This window comes from Streptococcus mitis (assembly GCF_003942685.1).
Lineage (GTDB): Bacteria > Bacillota > Bacilli > Lactobacillales > Streptococcaceae > Streptococcus > Streptococcus mitis_CD.
On sequence record NZ_RJNR01000006.1, the window covers coordinates 66,362 to 84,239 of the forward strand.

Genomic DNA, 17,878 nt, shown 5'->3' on the forward strand with positions numbered 1-17,878 from the left:
TTCTACCTTATTCATCTCTTTTGGGTTCCATTAATGACAATAAGTACTTGTTGCTATTTTTCTTTACAATTCGGATATAGATGACTTCGAAGCCAGCTAAGAGCAGTACTATCAGCATGGCTGTGATAAATCTCTGCCCCATAACCATTCTTGCGCTAGTGGGCACTATTCCTGTGAGGAGGGAGCTCACTCCGAAGCTACTACTGATAAGTGCAAGGGCTATTGGTAGACCGAAATACCAGTTGACTTGCTTTTCTGACGATTTACAAAGAGTTTCGTAGTTGGCACCAAGATGGATTAAGGTCTGGTATCTTCTATAGGATTGTCTTTGTCCCATCAAAAACTGAACGCCGATAATTGTATTTGCGACAACAAGGAAGATGATAGACAGATAGATGGTGACATAGCTGGCAGAGATAATGTAAAACAATTGTCTTCCCATATTTTGTATATAGCTTTCATAGCCAAGAGAGGTTTGATTTAGCTTTTCATTGGTATCTGAGATAGCTCTCATCAAGCCTTTTTCCTTGACTAGCTCAGGAGCCAAGATACCGCTAACATAGTTCGAATAGCGACCGTCTGTATAGCTCATAAAAATCTCATCTGGAACTATGAGAGCGACAGAGAGGGTTATCTCATGATCCGTTACGATTGGCAAAGACTCCACCTCGCCAATCAATTTTACATCATTTCCCATGACTTTGATTTGAGGCTTTGTCTTTAGGACAGAGTTGACGAGACTTTCATCTGGCAGAAAATCTTTCCCCATATACAAATATGCTTCCTTATTAGTTAGTTCTAGAGGAGGAAGATTGGCAGCCTTTTTAAGTTCATTGTATTCGGAAACTGGTATGAGGTGGGAATTAGTAGACTGTTTAAATTTATGGAGCAAAATTTCCTTGTTCTTGTTGTCTTTTTGATTTTTCAACTCCTTGATGACCTCTTCAAAGGACACGGATTCGTGTTCTTTAGTTTGGCCTACTTTAATTTGCAGAATCTTTGAAAACTGTGATACTAGTCCGGCAGCTTCAAGCTCTTTTTTAACTGCATTTACATCAAGATTTTCATCTGTTTCCTGCTTGCTATCTCTAAATGTATAATCCAATACGTGGGTTTGATTGCCTGGATTGCCGCTTGTAATGGCCACACCTGCTCCAAAGAGGCACAAGGCAGAGAAAATTAAGAGGGAGCAGACAGCCAGTATAGTTGAGCGTTGGATAACTAATTCCTGAATCTGTCTAAAATTATAGGCATGAAGTTTTCGATTGTTTCCAAGCTTGACCAAAAAGTCTATAAATAAACGCATACCAAAGAAGAGTAGGATAGTTCCCAGAGTTCCTAAGAGAACGGTGATGCCCATTGTTATGACATTTTCCCAAGCTTGTCCACTCATACCCATGTAATAGGCTGTTCCTAGAAGCAAAATTCCGAGGACAGAAGCAAGAAGGTACACCCCCTTGGGGAGTAGTTTCTTCATCCCAGAAGGAGAATAGGCGAGCAGGTTTCCGATTTCCATATTGGCAGTCTTTGCACTTAAAAGGACAAAAACAGCTAATTTTACGGCTAGGAAGCCGATGACTGTATAGAGTAGAGCTGTGGTAGATAGAGAAAATTGATGTTCAATAATCCCTAGTCCCACAATTTTAGCGGTTATTAGGCTAATCAATTCTGAAATTAAGATGGAAATAGGAAGTCCTATTCCAAGGGCAAGGACACTGTTTCTCAAATCCTCGAGCAGAAGTAGCAAGAACAGTTTGCTTCTTCGCATTCCCAGTGTGAGATAGACACCAAATTCATGTTTTCTCCTTTCCATCTGCATACTGCTTGAGAAGTAAACTAGAAAAAAGAGAATAAAGAGCGTTGCTACATAAAGAATGGGAATCATGCTAAAGAGTTTATTTACAGCGTCACTTTCTATTTGTTTTAGAAAGTGCATCACATCTTGATGAGTCAAAGAAAGGATGATGTAAAAGGAGATAATAGACAGAACCATAGAACTGAAATACAAGCTGTTATTTTTTCGATCTCTCTTGCTATTTCTTGAGACTAATTTAGAAAACATTACCATCACCTCCAGCTAGTGCAGCCATGACCTTTAGTATTCTGTGATAGAAGTCTTCTTGACTTTCTCTTGGATAATCGCGACGGATTTCATGGAATAGTTTTCCATCTTGGATAAACAAGATGCGGTTGCAAAAGCTAGCTGCTACGGAATCGTGGGTCACTATGAGAATGGTGGTTTCTTCCACTTGATTCATTTCGGATAATTTTTGCATCAAAATGGTCGCATTTTTTGAATCCAAAGCTCCTGTGGGCTCGTCCGCAAATACAATCTTAGGGTCTAAAATTAAGGCGCGCAGCAGCTACCCTTTGCCGTTGACCACCTGATAATTGAGAAGGGAACTTATCCAGAAGTTCAGAAATATCCAGATATTGGGAAAGTAATTCTAACCGAACCTTACTTTCGTTGGCATCGACCTCGTGCAAAGACAAGGGAAGTAAAATATTTTCTTTGGCTGTAAGATTGTCCAAGAGCTCAAAATTCTGGAAGAGATAGCCAATTTCCTTGCCTCTATAATCTGCTAATTGGCTCCCTTTTAACTGACCTAAATCCTTTTCTTGCATTTGAATGGAACCGTCAGTTGGCTTGATGATTGTGGCTAGACAGTTAAGAAGAGTTGTTTTCCCAGAACCGCTACTCCCCATAATTCCTAAGAACTCACCTTTTACAACTTGAAAAGATATGCTATCCAAGGCTTTGGTAATATTGGGACCTTTCCCATAATACTTTTTTAATGATTCTACTCGTAAAATTGTGTCCATGTGAAACACCTCCATTTTTTGTTACTTTCATTATAATATGAATCAGAGTAGAATAATACTTACGGATGATGTAAGAAATCTTTATCGCTGACTTTTATAATCAGGTTATTGGAACTATACTTACTATATTATAGCATGGTTTCAGGGATTTAAAAAGAGGAGTAGAGGTTGAAAAATTTTCCTAATATTGAGATCATAAAAAATAATACCACTGAAGTTCATGATCCAGCGGTATTATTTTTTATTTTATAGGAAACTCTACTCCCACTCAATTGAGACTGGTATATCCCTATCCCTTGTAAATCAAGGGTTTAGAAGGGTTATATACTTCAATGGGGGGATTTTTCGGGGGGATTGATTTTTTCATATGTTGATTTCAATTAAATTTTACTCTTGTTTCTGATGCGGTTTGTACGGTAATTGCATTTGTAAGTAGTTGAGCTATCTCTTTATCAGCACCACTGTACAAGTACTAATGATAGTCAGCTATCAGGAACATATTCATACGAAAAAAGCGGTATTGATGGTTCTGAAATGGGATTCGAAGACGAAGAATTGACATTGCATTACGAACTAAAAGTAAGTGGTGATGAAAACATATTTAATATCAATCTCCTTTCAGAGAGAGGCAATAATGTGAAGTACCTCTATTCCGAGAAAGTAGCTATTGATACAGACAAACAGATTATCAGTGATAACAATGGTACTGAGCTGAAATATTCAGTTTCTGGAGATTCTGTAACAATGCCTGATTTAGCAGGAGATAGTGGTGAAACAGTAACATTAAGTAAATAGAATAAACCAAAAAAGAGAGCTTGATATGTAATCTATCAGGTTCTATTCTTGTAAGTTTGTAAGTAATATTTTATATTAATCATCTAATTACAGTTTTTTTACATTTTTTATTAATATTTCTGTATTGTCAATTAAAAATTTCCCATCATTATTACTAATAAACTCATTGATATATTTAAGAATACAAACATAATGATTATAGTAAACGTTATATGTATTTACATCTAAACAGAAGTGAGTTAAAGCAAATTTAACATGGTCAGTTCGTTTAATATCGGTGAAATCTACGATTTTTGCTCTATTGGCATCAATTTTCTTTCCTAGAGCATATCTATTCGGAATTTCGTTATTATCACTATTATGAATGATACTATAGTCATTCATAATGGGTGTATTTACTTTAAAATTTTCAAAAAAATGTTCTCTATTAATAAAAAGATTATGGGATTTTAATTCCTTAATTAATTTAATAATGGGTACATACAGGTTTGTGTTAAACATATTAATAGAGGTGATTCTATCTAACTCGTTTGTTAATATTTTAATTTGCTCGTCATAGCTTGTAAATAAGTTAAAACCCAGCAATTCATGCGAAAGTAGTCTATTTATTTCTGTAGGAGTCATATTTAAAACATTAGTAATTGCTTCAAAAGAGCAGACAGTTTCACTTCCATATAAAACCTTTATAATTCTTGATATGATATTAATAAAGCATGAATAGATTTTTATACTATAAAAGTCACTAACTTCTTGGACTTGTTCTAAAGTATAGTAATTCTTATCAATTATTTGTTTAAATATATCAGCTAACTTTTTCCTTGTTTCGGAAATATTGGATGTTTCATAAGTTAGAATTCGTCTATTACGTAAATCGAAAGGTAGTTCTGAAACATCGCCAAAATCAGAATTGAACACACAAATAACTCTATCCCACCCTAGACAATTTACTGCATATCCTAATTCAAATAATACGTTAGGGTTAGGAGTTCTTTTACCATTTAAACTACTGTTTATAATTGATATATCTGCTATAAATAGGCCACACTTATCAATTTTGGTTAATATTGAATCAACAATATCTGGACTACCTAGAACACCTTTTATATCTCTGTCAATTTCAGTGATAAGAGAGTACGGAGAATCTTGGTTCATTTTTTTCAATGCTAATTTTATAGAATTCTCAATTAAATTTCTATTTGTTTTATTCGGTAAGTCAGATTGCCATGAAAAGAATATTGTAGTCATAAAAAGCTCCGATAGTTAATCAGTAGAGTATTATTTGTGAATGAATTTGGTTAGCAATAACTATGATGTTTGAGTTCCTCATTTATTTTGATAATATAGAAAATTAATATGAGCAGAATGAGATGATAGTCATACTCATATTGCTGAATAGAATCATAAATAGGTACTCCATGCAAATACTTATTTCTGATTCCCCAGCTATTGTCATATGATTTGTTATTTAGGACAAAATTCAAATAATTAATTTCTTGAATTGAAAATAAGGTATCCGAAAATATTAACCATCCATTATCAAGCATCCTATCAGCACTGAGTTTTTCAGATTCAGATAAAGATATACTATTAACAGAGCCATATAAGAATATTTTTTCTAAAAGACTTATTTGGGACATATCTTTAAAAGATATAACACCTGTATCATTTTGGCAAATTCCAGCATCTATTAGTAGTTTTATGTAATCTATTTGATATTCATGAAAATTTGCATAACTCAAGCATTGTTGTGAAATTAATTCCTTAAAGTTGCTTCCTTTGTATTCCTCATTAATAAAATGAATAGGACTTTGGTCAGAGAATAATAAATTAACAATCTGTTGAATATTATTATCTGAATTATTCATTGAGAAGTATTTTCTTTTAGTAAAACTCTGCAAAGATTCAATTGAAGGAGTAGAAGTAATATTATATAAATTTACATCAATAAGCCCTTCTTCACTCAATAATTTGTATTGTTTTCTTAATGATTCTTCGATTCTAAAAAGTGTTGCTGTTTTATTTCCCGTTGTTTCTGAAATTGAAGGCACATCAAAATGTATCCAATCAATACCGTACTGATTAGTCAGGAAAATATCGAAAAACCAAGTAATGAAATCTTCAATTCTTAGACTGAATTTCTGTAGTATTTTTGATAAAGCAATCAGTTTCATCACGTATAGTTGATGCTTGACTGAGAAGTAAAAACCAAATTTATAGTGATTTCTAGTCGAAATGCCTAACGTTCTTTCAAGTACCCCCATCTCTAATTGAGGAAAGCTTGCTAATGCAAAAGTACCAACACTTGTGCTCAGTTCAAAGTCTTTACAAAAATAGTCTAATATATTTTGAAAATTATGTTTTTCAAAAAGTTTAGCACTATCTATAAAAGTTGATAATGTATATTCATATTGTTTTGGCCTAGCTCCACCTGTTGCGACTGCAATAGGATTATACAAACCTTTTTCAATTCCCTCAATATGAAGTTCCCTACTCTTTTTAATTGCGTAATAGTACGCTTCCTTCTTTGTATATACTCTAATATCAACTTGAATTCCAAAATCCTTATCATTAAAACTTGAATTAAATTCTTGAATTTTTTTGTCAATCAACAGTTTTTGTTTATCTGTAAGTTGAAAGTATCTATTCTTATCGAAACCTTTTATAGGGTTTCTTAAAATTTTTAAATAATTTATATTCACATCGGGGTCACAAATATATTTTTCAATTAAATCATTCCACTCTAAATTTGTGATATTACTTGGGATAACATTTTTACATGAATTTGAATCTACAAAATTATCGAGTAATATTTCAAGATGAGAGGGTGAACTCAGAAAAAATTGCTTAATGAAAGTAGGATACTTTTTTAGAAAATAGGTATTTTTTAAGAGATGACATAAATGTAGATTGGATTCTATAAAATATTGCACAAACTCTACTTCACTAATTTTTTGACCATAGTTAAATAATGTAAATATCTCAAAAAAGTCTTCACGATAGTTATATTCGCTTTGTAGAAGTTTTATGTTATTTAAAATCTCATCTTTCGGAGCAGAACCAAAATAATTATTTTGGAGTTGAATCATCGAAGGAAGAGATTTCTTTATTTCTTCAATATAGCTTAGCGACCAGTCAATTGAAAAAACCTCATTTTCTATGAATTTGATAATATTATAAAATTCAAGGGCTTCCAAAAAAGAATTTAGGCTATAAGAATTCGATAAATAAGCATCTAAAATTTCTTGAATTCTTGGAAAATAGAAACCGATAGATAAGTCATTTACATCATAAAATTTTACTCTAGAGATCATATATATTTTTTACATTTGAAAAATAAGATTACGTGCTATAAAAATACTTTGTACTTTTTATTATAAAAATCCCTCCAAAAATGTTGGTCAAAAAAATTTTTAACTAACTTTTCGAGGGGATTTAGGGGGGAATCAAACGAAGATACACCCTTTTTAGACTATTTTGTTCCTGCTAAACTGCTGTAGAATCGCTATTTTAAAGGTAAATCAAGCCTCTCCATTACTCCCACTCAACTGTTGCTGGTGGTTTACTTGTAATATCGTAGACGATACGGTTAACGTGGTCCACTTCGTTTACGATACGTACAGAAATCTTTTGAAGAACTTCCCAAGGAATCTTTGCAAAGTCAGCTGTCATACCATCGATAGAAGTGATCGCACGAATTGCAATCGTGTAGTCATAAGTGCGACCGTCACCCATAACACCAACTGAACGAACGCCTGTGTTCACTGTGAAGTATTGCCAGATATCACGGTCAAGACCTGCTTTAGCAATTTCTTCACGAAGAATAGCGTCTGACTCACGAACGGTTTCTAGTTTCTCTTCAGTGATTTCACCCATGACACGGATAGCAAGTCCTGGTCCTGGGAATGGTTGGCGCCATACAATATGGTCTGGCATACCAAGCTCTGTACCAAGAGCACGAACTTCGTCTTTATAGAGAGTGTTGAGTGGTTCAATCAATTCAAACTGCATGTCTTCTGGAAGACCACCCACGTTGTGGTGTGACTTGATAGTTTGAGCTGTATCCGTACCAGACTCGATAACGTCTGTATATAAAGTACCTTGAGCAAGGAATTTCACATCTTTGAGCTTGCTTGCTTCGTCATCGAATACATAGACAAACTCATTACCGATAATTTTACGTTTTTGTTCAGGGTCAGAAACGCCAGCAAGTTTGTCAAGGAAACGTTTAGCAGCGTCTGCTTTGACGATATTCAAACCAAACTTACCACCAAGCATGTCCATAACTTGGTCCGCTTCTCCTTTACGAAGAAGACCGTGGTCCACGAAGATACAGATCAATTGATCACCAATAGCCTTTTGGAGAAGAACCCCAACTACAGATGAATCAACCCCACCTGATAGACCAAGAAGGACACGTTTATCACCGACTGTTTCACGGATTTTTTGGATCTGCATGTCAATGAAGTTATCCATTGACCAGTCGCCTTTAGCCTTACAGATGTTAAGAGCAAAGTTACGAAGGATATCATTTCCGTATACAGAATGACGAACTTCTGGGTGGAATTGGATACCGTAAATATGTTTATCAGGGTTTTCAATGGCTGCGTATGGGCAGTCAGCTGATGTACCTGTACGAACAAAGTCAGAAGGAATCTCAGTAACCGCATCACCATGGCTCATCAGAACAGTCTGTTCATCAGGTGTTGATTCAAAAAGAGCTGATGGTGTATGAGTTAGAGTTGATTGACCGTATTCACGATTTCCAGCATCACCTGCAGGAACAACTTTTCCTCCAAGTTTATGTGTCAACAACTGCATACCGTAACAGATTCCCAAAATTGGAATTCCAAGTTCGAAGATTTCTGGGTCAATATCAAATGAACCATCTTCGTATACAGAGTTTGGACCACCTGATAGGATAATTCCTACAGGATTGATTTCACGAACTTCAGCAGCTGAAATTTTATGGCTTTTTAGTTCTGAAAAAACACCAATCTCACGGATACGGCGTGAAATCAGCTGGTTGTATTGGCTACCATAGTCCAATACGATGATTTTTTCTACATCTTGCAAATCAGTTGAAATGTTGCTCATCTTTTTCCTTTCTCAAAAGAAATATCTTTTTTCAATATTCTATCACAAATAAGGGCGAATTACCAACTAAACAAGGCGAAGTTTGACTTTTTCTAGTTTATTGGGGTACAATAGAGAAAAGATAGAAATGAAGTGAAAAATATGCTACCCGCTTATATGAAAATCCATGATCAGATTAAAAAGGATATTGACGAACACCGTTGGGCAATTGGTGAGAGACTTCCTAGTGAACGAGACTTAGCAGAGCAGTTTGCGGTCAGTCGCATGACCCTCCGCCAAGCCGTATCTCTATTAGTCGAAGAAGGCGTCTTAGAGCGCCGCGTAGGAAGTGGCACCTTTGTTTCTAGTACTCGGGTACAAGAAAAGATGCGAGGAACAACAAGTTTTACTGAAATTGTTAAGTCCCAAGGTAAAGTACCCTCTAGCCAGCTCATTTCCTACAGAAAAACCATTCCCAATGAGCAGGAAGTTGCAAAGTTAGGAATTTCTCCAATGGAGAATATTATCCGAATGGAACGGGTCCGCTATGCCGACCAAGTTCCTCTAGTTTATGAAGTTGCTTCTATTCCTGAAAAATTCATTAAGGACTTTAAAAAAGAAGAAATCACTAGTCATTTCTTCCAGACCTTGCAAAAACATGGCTACCGTATTGGCAAATCACAGCAGACTATCTATGCTCGCCTTGCTAAGGAAAAAATTGCCCACTATTTGGAAGTTGAAAAAGGACATGCTATTCTTGGTCTGACTCAGATTTCTTACCTAGAAGATGGTACTGCATTTGAATACGTAAAAAGTCAGTATGTAGGCGAACGCTTTGAATTTTATCTTGAGAATAACTAGTCTAGAAAGGCTAGTTTTTTGATTTCCTAAAAGATTAGAATTGTCAAAACAATCTGTCTAGGCTTGATTTTATCGCTTATTTACTATAAAATGAGAAGGAAAAACGTCAAACTTTTATATTGCAAATAGGAGAAAACATGACAAAAACATTAAAACGTCCTGAGGTTTTATCACCTGCAGGGACTTTAGAGAAGCTAAAAGTAGCTGTTCAGTATGGAGCAGATGCTGTCTTTATCGGTGGTCAAGCCTATGGTCTTCGTAGCCGTGCCGGAAACTTTACCTTTGAACAGATGGAAGAAGGTGTCCAGTTTGCGGCCAAGTATGGTGCTAAGGTTTATGTGGCTGCCAACATGGTTATGCACGAAGGAAATGAAGAAGGGGCTGGTGAGTGGTTCCGTAAACTGCGTGATATCGGGATTGCAGCAGTTATCGTATCTGACCCAGCCTTGATTATGATTGCGGCGACTGAAGCACCGGGTCTTGAAATTCACCTCTCTACTCAAGCCAGTGCGACTAATTATGAAACACTTGAGTTCTGGAAAGAACTAGGTTTAACTCGTGTTGTTTTGGCGCGTGAGGTTTCAATGGAAGAATTGGCAGAAATTCGCAAACGTACAGACGTTGAGATTGAAGCATTTGTCCATGGAGCCATGTGTATTTCATACTCTGGTCGTTGTACTCTTTCAAACCACATGAGTATGCGTGATGCCAACCGTGGTGGATGTTCTCAGTCTTGTCGTTGGAAGTACGACCTTTACGATATGCCATTTGGGAAAGAACGAAAGAGCTTGAAAGGTGAGATTCCAGAAGAATTTTCTATGTCAGCCGTTGACATGTCTATGATTGACCATATCCCGGATATGATTGAAAATGGTGTGGACAGTCTAAAAATCGAAGGACGTATGAAGTCTATTCACTATGTTTCAACTGTGACTAACTGCTATAAGGCAGCTGTTGATGCATATCTTGAAAGTCCTGAAAAGTTTGAAGCTATCAAACAAGACTTGGTGGATGAGATGTGGAAGGTTGCCCAACGTGAATTAGCAACAGGTTTCTACTATGGTACACCATCTGAAAATGAGCAGTTGTTTGGTGCTCGTCGTAAAATTCCTGAGTACAAGTTTGTTGCTGAAGTGGTTTCTTATGATGAAGCGACACAAACAGCGACCATTCGTCAACGGAACGTCATTAACGAAGGCGATCAAGTTGAGTTTTATGGTCCAGGTTTTCGTCATTTCGAAACTTATATCGAAGATTTGCACGATGCCAAAGGCAATAAAATCGACCGCGCTCCTAATCCAATGGAACTCTTGACTATCAAGGTTCCACAACCTGTTCAAGCTGGAGACATGGTTCGAGCTCTCAAAGAAGGACTCATCAATCTTTATAAGGAAGATGGCACCAGTGTCACAGTTCGTGCTTAATAAGCGTGCAGGAGAGGAAAGCTTTCTAGTTGCTTTCCTTTTAATCCTACTTACTAAAAGAACATTAGGTTAAAGAAAATATATTAATTTCCATCCGAGATTTCATCTCGGATTTTTCATTATTTTTCAGAAAGACCTAGATAATGGAGGGATTTGTTACAAGTTTTTTCCAAAGTTTTCTATATAATAGACTTAAAAATAGTAAAATTGTAAATAATTTTCATTAAACGCTTTCAACGTAAGTAAAAAGTTGACAAATCCAATTTTTAGGACTAAACTAAGTAAGTAAATTTTAATTAAAAGGAGAATTCGTCATGAATTTAACATTTTTCGGTCTATGTCTTGCCTGTATGGGTGTATCTCTTGGTGAAGGTATGTTGATGAACGGTTTGTTGAAATCAGTTGCTCGTCAACCAGATATCATCTCAGAACTACGTAGTTTGATGATCCTAGGGGTTGCCTTTATTGAAGGTACTTTCTTCGTTACTCTTGTCTTTTCATTTATCATCAAATAAAAGAAGTATAAATTGAAAAAGGGAGGATTTTAGATGGAAGAAAGTATTAATCCAACCATCAATATTGGTCCTGTTACCTTTAATTTAACCATAGTAGTTTTGACTTTGTTGACTGTAGCACTTATTTTTGGCTTTATTTATTGGGCAAGTCGTAATATGACTTTGAGACCCACAGGAAAACAAAATGTATTAGAGTATTTATTTGATTTTGTTGTTGGATTTACAAAATCAAACCTTGGTCCAATGATAAAGGATTATTCTCTCTTTTATTTCTGTTTATTCCTGTTTATGGCCATTGCAAATAATATTGGCTTAATGGCTAGAATTCAGACTACAGATGGTGTAAATCTTTGGACCTCACCAACAGCAAATTTGTCATTTGACTTGGTCTTGTCTTTTACAATTATCTTAATGACCCACGTAGAAGGAATTCGTCGTCGTGGAATCAAAAAGTATTTAAAAGCATTTGTAACACCAGGTTTTATGACACCAATGAATCTCTTAGAAGAAGTTACCAATCTCCTTTCACTTGCATTGCGGGTCTTTGGTAATATCTTTGCAGGAGAAGTGATGGCAAGTATGTTAGTCCTACTTTCTCATCAGGCCTTCTATTGGTATCCTATTGCTTTTGGAACAAATCTAATCTGGACTGCATTTTCTGTTTTTATTTCTTGTGTACAAGCATATGTATTTACATTGTTATCTTCAATGTACCTAGGAAATAAAATTAATGATGAAGAATAGAAAGGAGTAGTTTATGAATGTAACAGTAGGTGAATTACTTGGTGATTTTATACTAATCGCTGGTTCCTTTATTCTCTTGCTAGTCTTGGTTAAGAAATACGCTTGGTCAAATTTGACTAGTATTTTCGAACAAAGAGCAGAAAAAATTGCAGCAGATATTGACGGAGCTGAACAAGCACGTCAAAAAGCAGAAGTATTGGCTCAAAAACGCGAAGATGAATTGGCTGGTAGCCGTAAAGAAGCTAAGACAATCATTGAGAATGCGAAAGAAACAGCTGAGAAAAGTAAAGCTAGTATTTTAGCAGATGCTAAGCTAGAAGCAGGACGCTTGAAAGAAAAAGCGAACCAAGAAATTGCTCAAAATAAAGCTGAAGCTTTACAAAGCGTTAAGGGTGAGGTAGCAGATTTGACAATCAGCTTGGCTGGTAAAATCATCTCACAAAACCTTGACGGTCATGCCCATAAAGAACTCATTGATCAGTATATCGATCAGTTAGGAGAAGCTTAATGGACAAGAAAACAGTAAAGGTAATTGAAAAATACAGCATGCCTTTTGTCCAATTGGTTTTAGAAAAAGGAGAAGAAGACCGTATCTTTTCAGACTTAGCTCAAATCAAGCAAGTTGCTGAAGAAACAGGCTTACCTTCTTTTTTAAAAAAAGTGGCAGTAGACGAGTCTGACAAGGAAAAAACGATTGCTTTCTTCCAAGACTCAGTGTCACCTTTATTGCAAAACTTTATCCAGGTTCTGGCATACAACCACAGAGCAAATCTTTTCTATGATGTGCTTGTAGATTGCTTGAACCGACTTGAAAAAGAAACAAATCGATTCGAAGTGACGATTACGTCAGCTCATCCTTTAACTGATGAACAGAAGAGTCGCTTGCTCCCTTTGATTGAGAAAAAAATGTCTCTGAAAGTAAGGAGTGTAAAAGAACAAATCGATGAAAGTCTCATTGGTGGTTTTGTAATTTTTGCCAATCACAAGACAATTGATGTGAGTATTAAACAACAACTTAAAGTTGTTAAAGAAAATTTGAAATAGAAAGTGGTGTTCTTTTGGCAATTAACGCACAAGAAATCAGCGCTTTAATTAAGCAACAAATTGAAAATTTCAAACCCAATTTTGATGTGACTGAAACAGGTGTTGTAACCTATATCGGGGACGGTATCGCGCGAGCTCACGGCCTTGAAAATGCCATGAGTGGAGAGTTGTTGATTTTTGAAAACGGCTCTTATGGTATGGCTCAAAACTTGGAGTCAACAGACGTTGGTATTATCATTCTGGGTGACTTTACAGATATCCGTGAAGGCGATACAATCCGCCGTACAGGTAAAATCATGGAAGTCCCTGTAGGTGAAAGTCTGATTGGTCGTGTTGTGGATCCACTAGGTCGTCCAGTTGACGGTCTTGGAGAAATCCACACTGATAAAACTCGTCCAGTAGAAGCACCAGCTCCTGGTGTTATGCAACGTAAGTCTGTATCAGAACCATTGCAAACTGGTTTGAAAGCTATTGACGCCCTTGTTCCGATTGGTCGTGGTCAACGTGAGTTGATTATCGGAGACCGTCAGACAGGGAAAACAACAATTGCGATTGATACAATCTTGAACCAAAAGGGTCAAGATATGATCTGTATCTACGTAGCGATCGGACAGAAAGAATCAACAGTTCGTACGCAAGTAGAAACACTACGTCAGTACGGTGCCTTGGACTACACAATCGTTGTGACAGCCTCTGCTTCACAACCATCTCCATTGCTCTTCCTAGCTCCTTATGCTGGGGTTGCCATGGCGGAAGAATTTATGTACCAAGGTAAGCATGTTTTGATCGTTTATGATGATCTTTCAAAACAAGCGGTAGCTTATCGTGAACTGTCTCTTTTGCTTCGTCGTCCTCCAGGTCGTGAAGCCTTCCCAGGGGATGTTTTCTACCTTCACAGCCGTTTGCTTGAGCGCTCAGCTAAAGTTTCTGATGAACTTGGTGGTGGATCTATTACAGCCCTACCGTTTATCGAGACACAAGCAGGAGATATCTCTGCCTATATCGCAACCAACGTGATTTCAATCACTGATGGACAAATCTTCCTTGGTGATGGTCTCTTCAATGCAGGTATTCGTCCAGCCATTGACGCGGGTTCATCTGTATCACGTGTAGGTGGTTCTGCACAAATCAAAGCCATGAAAAAGGTTGCTGGTACACTTCGTATCGACCTTGCTTCATACCGTGAGTTGGAAGCCTTTACTAAGTTTGGTTCTGACTTGGACGCAGCAACACAGGCTAAGTTGAATCGTGGACGTCGTACAGTTGAAGTCTTGAAACAACCTGTTCACAAACCATTGCCTGTTGAGAAACAAGTAACCATTCTTTATGCTTTGACACATGGTTTCTTGGATACTGTTCCAGTAGATGATATTGTTCGTTTCGAGGAAGAGTTCCATGCCTTCTTTGATGCTCAACATCCAGAGATTTTGGAAACCATTCGTGATACAAAAGACTTGCCAGAAGAAGCAGTCTTGGATGCTGCGATTACAGAGTTTCTCAATCAAACCAGCTTCCAATAAGAATAGAGGTGTCAGATGGCAGTATCTCTAAATGATATTAAAACAAAAATCGCCTCAACAAAAAATACGAGTCAAATTACTAATGCCATGCAAATGGTATCGGCTGCTAAGCTAGGTCGCTCTGAAGAAGCAGCTCGTAACTTCCAAGTTTATGCTCAGAAGGTTCGTAAACTTTTGACAGATATCCTTCATGGTAATGGAGCTGGTGGTTCAACCAATCCGATGTTGATTAGCCGTCCCGTGAAGAAGACAGGCTATATCGTCATTACTTCAGATCGCGGTTTGGTTGGAGGGTATAATTCTTCTATTCTGAAAGCCGTTATGGAGTTGAAGGAAGAATACCATCCAGACGGTAAAGGTTTTGAAATGATCTGTATCGGTGGAATGGGAGCTGATTTCTTTAAGGCTCGTGGTATTCAACCACTTTATGAATTACGTGGCTTGGCGGATCAACCTAGCTTTGATGAAGTTCGTAAGATTATTTCAAAAACTGTTGAAATGTACCAAAATGAACTTTTTGATGAACTCTATGTCTGCTATAACCACCATGTCAATACGCTAACTAGTCAAATGCGTGTGGAGCAAATGCTTCCGATTGTTGACTTGGATCCAAATGAAGCGGATGACAGTTACAGCTTGACCTTTGAATTGGAAACTAGCCGAGAAGAAATTTTGGAGCAGTTGTTGCCTCAGTTTGCAGAAAGTATGATTTACGGGGCTATTATCGATGCCAAGACAGCTGAAAATGCTGCAGGTATGACAGCCATGCAAACAGCGACAGATAATGCTAAGAAAGTCATTAATGATTTGACAATTCAGTATAACCGTGCCAGACAGGCGGCGATTACACAAGAAATTACAGAAATCGTAGCAGGAGCTAGTGCCTTAGAATAGGCTCTAGTCCAGCTCGTATGAAAATGAACTTATACTCAATGAAAATTAAAGAGCAAACTAGGAAGCTAGCCGCAGGCTGTACTTGAGTACGGTAAGGCGACGCTGACGTGGTTTGAATTTGATTTTCGAAGAGTATTAGGACCTAGTTGAGCTAGGAACCGACAGTATCTTATATAGAATAGGAGAAGGAGATGAGTTCAGGTAAAATTGCTCAGGTTATCGGTCCCGTTGTAGACGTCTTGTTTGCAGCAGGGGAAAAACTTCCTGAGATTAACAATGCACTTGTCGTCTACAAAAATGACGAAAGAAAAACAAAAATCGTCCTTGAAGTAGCCTTGGAGTTGGGAGATGGTATGGTTCGTACCATCGCCATGGAATCAACAGATGGTTTGACTCGTGGAATGGAAGTATTGGACACAGGTCGTCCAATCTCTGTACCAGTAGGTAAAGAAACTTTGGGACGTGTCTTCAACGTTTTGGGAGATACCATTGACTTGGAAGCTCCTTTTACAGAAGATGCAGAGCGTCAGCCAATTCATAAAAAAGCTCCAACTTTTGATGAGTTGTCTACCTCTTCTGAAATCCTTGAAACAGGGATTAAGGTTATCGACCTTCTTGCCCCTTACCTTAAAGGTGGTAAGGTTGGACTTTTCGGTGGTGCCGGAGTTGGTAAAACCGTCTTAATCCAAGAATTGATTCACAACATTGCCCAAGAACACGGTGGTATTTCAGTATTTACCGGTGTTGGGGAACGTACTCGTGAAGGGAACGACCTTTACTGGGAAATGAAAGAATCAGGCGTTATCGAGAAAACAGCCATGGTATTTGGTCAGATGAATGAGCCACCAGGAGCACGTATGCGTGTTGCCCTTACTGGTTTGACAATCGCCGAATACTTCCGTGATGTGGAAGGCCAAGACGTGCTTCTCTTTATCGATAATATCTTCCGTTTCACTCAGGCTGGTTCAGAAGTATCTGCCCTTTTGGGTCGTATGCCATCAGCCGTTGGTTACCAACCAACACTTGCTACGGAAATGGGGCAATTGCAAGAACGTATCACATCAACTAAAAAGGGTTCTGTAACCTCTATCCAGGCTATCTATGTGCCAGCGGATGACTATACTGACCCAGCGCCAGCAACAGCCTTCGCTCACTTAGACTCAACAACTAACTTGGAACGTAAGTTGGTACAATTGGGTATCTACCCAGCCGTTGACCCACTTGCTTCAAGCTCACGTGCCTTGGCACCTGAAATTGTTGGAGAAGAGCACTATGCAGTTGCTGCTGAAGTAAAACGCGTTCTTCAACGTTACCATGAATTGCAAGATATCATTGCTATCCTTGGTATGGATGAGCTTTCTGATGAAGAAAAGACCTTGGTTGCTCGTGCCCGTCGTATCCAGTTCTTCTTGTCACAAAACTTCAACGTTGCGGAACAATTTACTGGTCAGCCAGGTTCTTATGTTCCAGTTGCTGAAACTGTTCGTGGCTTTAAGGAAATACTTGATGGTAAACACGACCACTTGCCAGAAGATGCCTTCCGTGGTGTAGGTTCTATCGAAGATGTGATTGCAAAAGCTGAAAAAATGGGATTTTAAGAGGTGATCTATGGCTCAGTTAACTGTCCAGATCGTGACACCAGATGGTCTCGTCTATGATCACCATGCCAGCTTTGTATCAGTTCGAACTCTGGATGGTGAGATGGGAATCTTGCCACGACATGAAAATATGATTGCAGTTTTAGCAGTTGATGAGGTTAAGGTTAAACGTGTAGATGATGAAAATCACGTGAACTGGATTGCAGTGAACGGGGGCGTTATCGAAGTTGCCAATGGCGTTGTCACAATTGTTGCTGACTCTGCAGAACGTGCTCGTGATATCGACGTTAGTCGTGCAGAACGTGCCAAACTTCGAGCAGAGCGTGAAATTGAAGAAGCACACGACAAACACTTGATTGACCAAGAACGTCGTGCGAAGATTGCACTGCAACGTGCCATTAACCGTATTAATGTCGGAAATAGACTATAAGAAAAAAATGAACTTGAGTTACCAAGTTCATTTTTTATGTTTTCTTAGGGAGCAAAACTGATGCAAAATTAGAATTGTCTAGAGATATAAAAGATAATTAAAAGATTGCATAGTTCAATTTGCGTAGCAGAAATCATACAAATAAAATTGATTATAG

15 protein-coding genes and 1 pseudogene are annotated in these 17,878 nt (G+C 37.6%); 11 read left to right on the plus strand and 5 right to left on the minus strand.

Features of this window, described 5'->3' with window-relative positions; translation table 11 throughout:
* Window positions 1-7: 7 nt before the first annotated feature.
* Together D8855_RS05845 and D8855_RS05850 are read right to left on the minus strand one after the other, a co-directional pair.
* The gene (locus D8855_RS05845; RefSeq protein WP_125416520.1) at window positions 8-2,062 is read right to left on the minus strand and encodes an FtsX-like permease family protein; all 2,055 of its coding nucleotides are present in this window, start codon (window positions 2,060-2,062) and stop codon (window positions 8-10) included.
* Window positions 2,052-2,823 (minus strand): annotated as a pseudogene (locus D8855_RS05850) (ABC transporter ATP-binding protein). Before D8855_RS05850 ends, D8855_RS05845 begins: the two are co-directional and overlap by 11 nt.
* 534 nt (window positions 2,824-3,357) lie before the next feature.
* On the opposite strand from D8855_RS05850, the gene D8855_RS05860 reads away from it, so the two are divergent.
* Window positions 3,358-3,618, plus strand: a complete 261-nt coding sequence (locus tag D8855_RS05860) for a hypothetical protein (RefSeq protein WP_000505233.1) — start codon at window positions 3,358-3,360, stop codon at window positions 3,616-3,618.
* A gap of 87 nt (window positions 3,619-3,705) precedes the next feature.
* Here the strand turns inward: D8855_RS05860 and D8855_RS05865 are convergent, their stop codons facing one another.
* The 3 genes from D8855_RS05865 to guaA all read right to left on the minus strand — a co-directional run bounded on the left by D8855_RS05865 (window position 3,706) and on the right by guaA (window position 8,712).
* Window positions 3,706-4,863, minus strand: a complete 1,158-nt coding sequence (locus D8855_RS05865; RefSeq protein WP_125416522.1) for a hypothetical protein — start codon at window positions 4,861-4,863, stop codon at window positions 3,706-3,708.
* A gap of 50 nt (window positions 4,864-4,913) precedes the next feature.
* Complete coding sequence (locus D8855_RS05870; protein WP_125416523.1) at window positions 4,914-6,929, minus strand: hypothetical protein; 2,016 nt, start codon at window positions 6,927-6,929, stop codon at window positions 4,914-4,916.
* Between the two features lie 220 nt (window positions 6,930-7,149).
* Entirely contained in the window at window positions 7,150-8,712 is a 1,563-nt protein-coding gene (gene guaA, locus D8855_RS05875; protein WP_041171154.1) for a glutamine-hydrolyzing GMP synthase, read from the minus strand.
* A gap of 141 nt (window positions 8,713-8,853) precedes the next feature.
* Between guaA and D8855_RS05880 the strand changes: the two genes are divergently transcribed.
* From D8855_RS05880 to D8855_RS05930, 10 genes are all read left to right on the plus strand, one after another.
* Complete coding sequence (locus tag D8855_RS05880; protein ID WP_125416553.1) at window positions 8,854-9,552, plus strand: GntR family transcriptional regulator; 699 nt, start codon at window positions 8,854-8,856, stop codon at window positions 9,550-9,552.
* A 137-nt stretch (window positions 9,553-9,689) separates the two neighbouring features.
* Window positions 9,690-10,976 (plus strand): peptidase U32 family protein, encoded by a 1,287-nt coding sequence (locus D8855_RS05885; RefSeq protein ID WP_020901474.1) that lies wholly within the window; start codon window positions 9,690-9,692, stop codon window positions 10,974-10,976.
* A 314-nt stretch (window positions 10,977-11,290) separates the two neighbouring features.
* Complete coding sequence (locus D8855_RS05890) at window positions 11,291-11,491, plus strand: F0F1 ATP synthase subunit C (RefSeq protein WP_001054560.1); 201 nt, start codon at window positions 11,291-11,293, stop codon at window positions 11,489-11,491.
* 33 nt (window positions 11,492-11,524) lie between these two features.
* Entirely contained in the window at window positions 11,525-12,235 is a 711-nt protein-coding gene (atpB, locus tag D8855_RS05895; RefSeq protein ID WP_125416525.1) for a F0F1 ATP synthase subunit A, read from the plus strand.
* A 13-nt stretch (window positions 12,236-12,248) separates the two neighbouring features.
* A complete protein-coding gene (atpF, locus tag D8855_RS05900) occupies window positions 12,249-12,743 on the plus strand; it encodes a F0F1 ATP synthase subunit B (protein ID WP_001103468.1) in 495 nt (164 codons plus the stop codon).
* Window positions 12,743-13,279, plus strand: coding sequence for a F0F1 ATP synthase subunit delta (locus D8855_RS05905; RefSeq protein WP_125416527.1), 537 nt, complete (start codon window positions 12,743-12,745; stop codon window positions 13,277-13,279). The genes atpF and D8855_RS05905 overlap by 1 nt, the downstream gene beginning before the upstream one ends.
* A gap of 14 nt (window positions 13,280-13,293) precedes the next feature.
* Window positions 13,294-14,799 carry a F0F1 ATP synthase subunit alpha gene (gene atpA / locus D8855_RS05910; RefSeq protein WP_000996629.1) on the plus strand — a complete coding sequence of 502 codons (1,506 nt, stop codon included), beginning with the start codon at window positions 13,294-13,296 and terminating at the stop codon, window positions 14,797-14,799.
* Window positions 14,800-14,814: 15 nt separating this feature from the next.
* Window positions 14,815-15,693: a F0F1 ATP synthase subunit gamma gene (locus tag D8855_RS05915; protein WP_000301214.1), complete on the plus strand. Its 879-nt coding sequence runs from the start codon at window positions 14,815-14,817 to the stop codon at window positions 15,691-15,693.
* Between the two features lie 191 nt (window positions 15,694-15,884).
* A complete protein-coding gene (atpD, locus tag D8855_RS05925; protein ID WP_000094357.1) occupies window positions 15,885-17,291 on the plus strand; it encodes a F0F1 ATP synthase subunit beta in 1,407 nt (468 codons plus the stop codon).
* A gap of 10 nt (window positions 17,292-17,301) precedes the next feature.
* A complete protein-coding gene (locus D8855_RS05930; protein WP_049493458.1) occupies window positions 17,302-17,721 on the plus strand; it encodes a F0F1 ATP synthase subunit epsilon in 420 nt (139 codons plus the stop codon).
* Window positions 17,722-17,878 lie beyond the last annotated feature (157 nt).

What these genes read in the sequence shown, in the direction of transcription:
- D8855_RS05845 (WP_125416520.1), bottom strand. Translation starts at nt 2,062, where the DNA reads ATGTTTTCTAAATTAGTCTCAAGAAATAGCAAGAGAGATCGAAAAAAT.
- D8855_RS05860 (WP_000505233.1), top strand. Translation starts at nt 3,358, where the DNA reads ATGGGATTCGAAGACGAAGAATTGACATTGCATTACGAACTAAAAGTA.
- D8855_RS05865 (WP_125416522.1), bottom strand. Translation starts at nt 4,863, where the DNA reads ATGACTACAATATTCTTTTCATGGCAATCTGACTTACCGAATAAAACA.
- D8855_RS05870 (WP_125416523.1), bottom strand. Translation starts at nt 6,929, where the DNA reads ATGATCTCTAGAGTAAAATTTTATGATGTAAATGACTTATCTATCGGT.
- guaA (WP_041171154.1), bottom strand. Translation starts at nt 8,712, where the DNA reads ATGAGCAACATTTCAACTGATTTGCAAGATGTAGAAAAAATCATCGTA.
- D8855_RS05880 (WP_125416553.1), top strand. Translation starts at nt 8,854, where the DNA reads ATGCTACCCGCTTATATGAAAATCCATGATCAGATTAAAAAGGATATT.
- D8855_RS05885 (WP_020901474.1), top strand. Translation starts at nt 9,690, where the DNA reads ATGACAAAAACATTAAAACGTCCTGAGGTTTTATCACCTGCAGGGACT.
- D8855_RS05890 (WP_001054560.1), top strand. Translation starts at nt 11,291, where the DNA reads ATGAATTTAACATTTTTCGGTCTATGTCTTGCCTGTATGGGTGTATCT.
- atpB (WP_125416525.1), top strand. Translation starts at nt 11,525, where the DNA reads ATGGAAGAAAGTATTAATCCAACCATCAATATTGGTCCTGTTACCTTT.
- atpF (WP_001103468.1), top strand. Translation starts at nt 12,249, where the DNA reads ATGAATGTAACAGTAGGTGAATTACTTGGTGATTTTATACTAATCGCT.
- D8855_RS05905 (WP_125416527.1), top strand. Translation starts at nt 12,743, where the DNA reads ATGGACAAGAAAACAGTAAAGGTAATTGAAAAATACAGCATGCCTTTT.
- D8855_RS05915 (WP_000301214.1), top strand. Translation starts at nt 14,815, where the DNA reads ATGGCAGTATCTCTAAATGATATTAAAACAAAAATCGCCTCAACAAAA.
- atpD (WP_000094357.1), top strand. Translation starts at nt 15,885, where the DNA reads ATGAGTTCAGGTAAAATTGCTCAGGTTATCGGTCCCGTTGTAGACGTC.
- D8855_RS05930 (WP_049493458.1), top strand. Translation starts at nt 17,302, where the DNA reads ATGGCTCAGTTAACTGTCCAGATCGTGACACCAGATGGTCTCGTCTAT.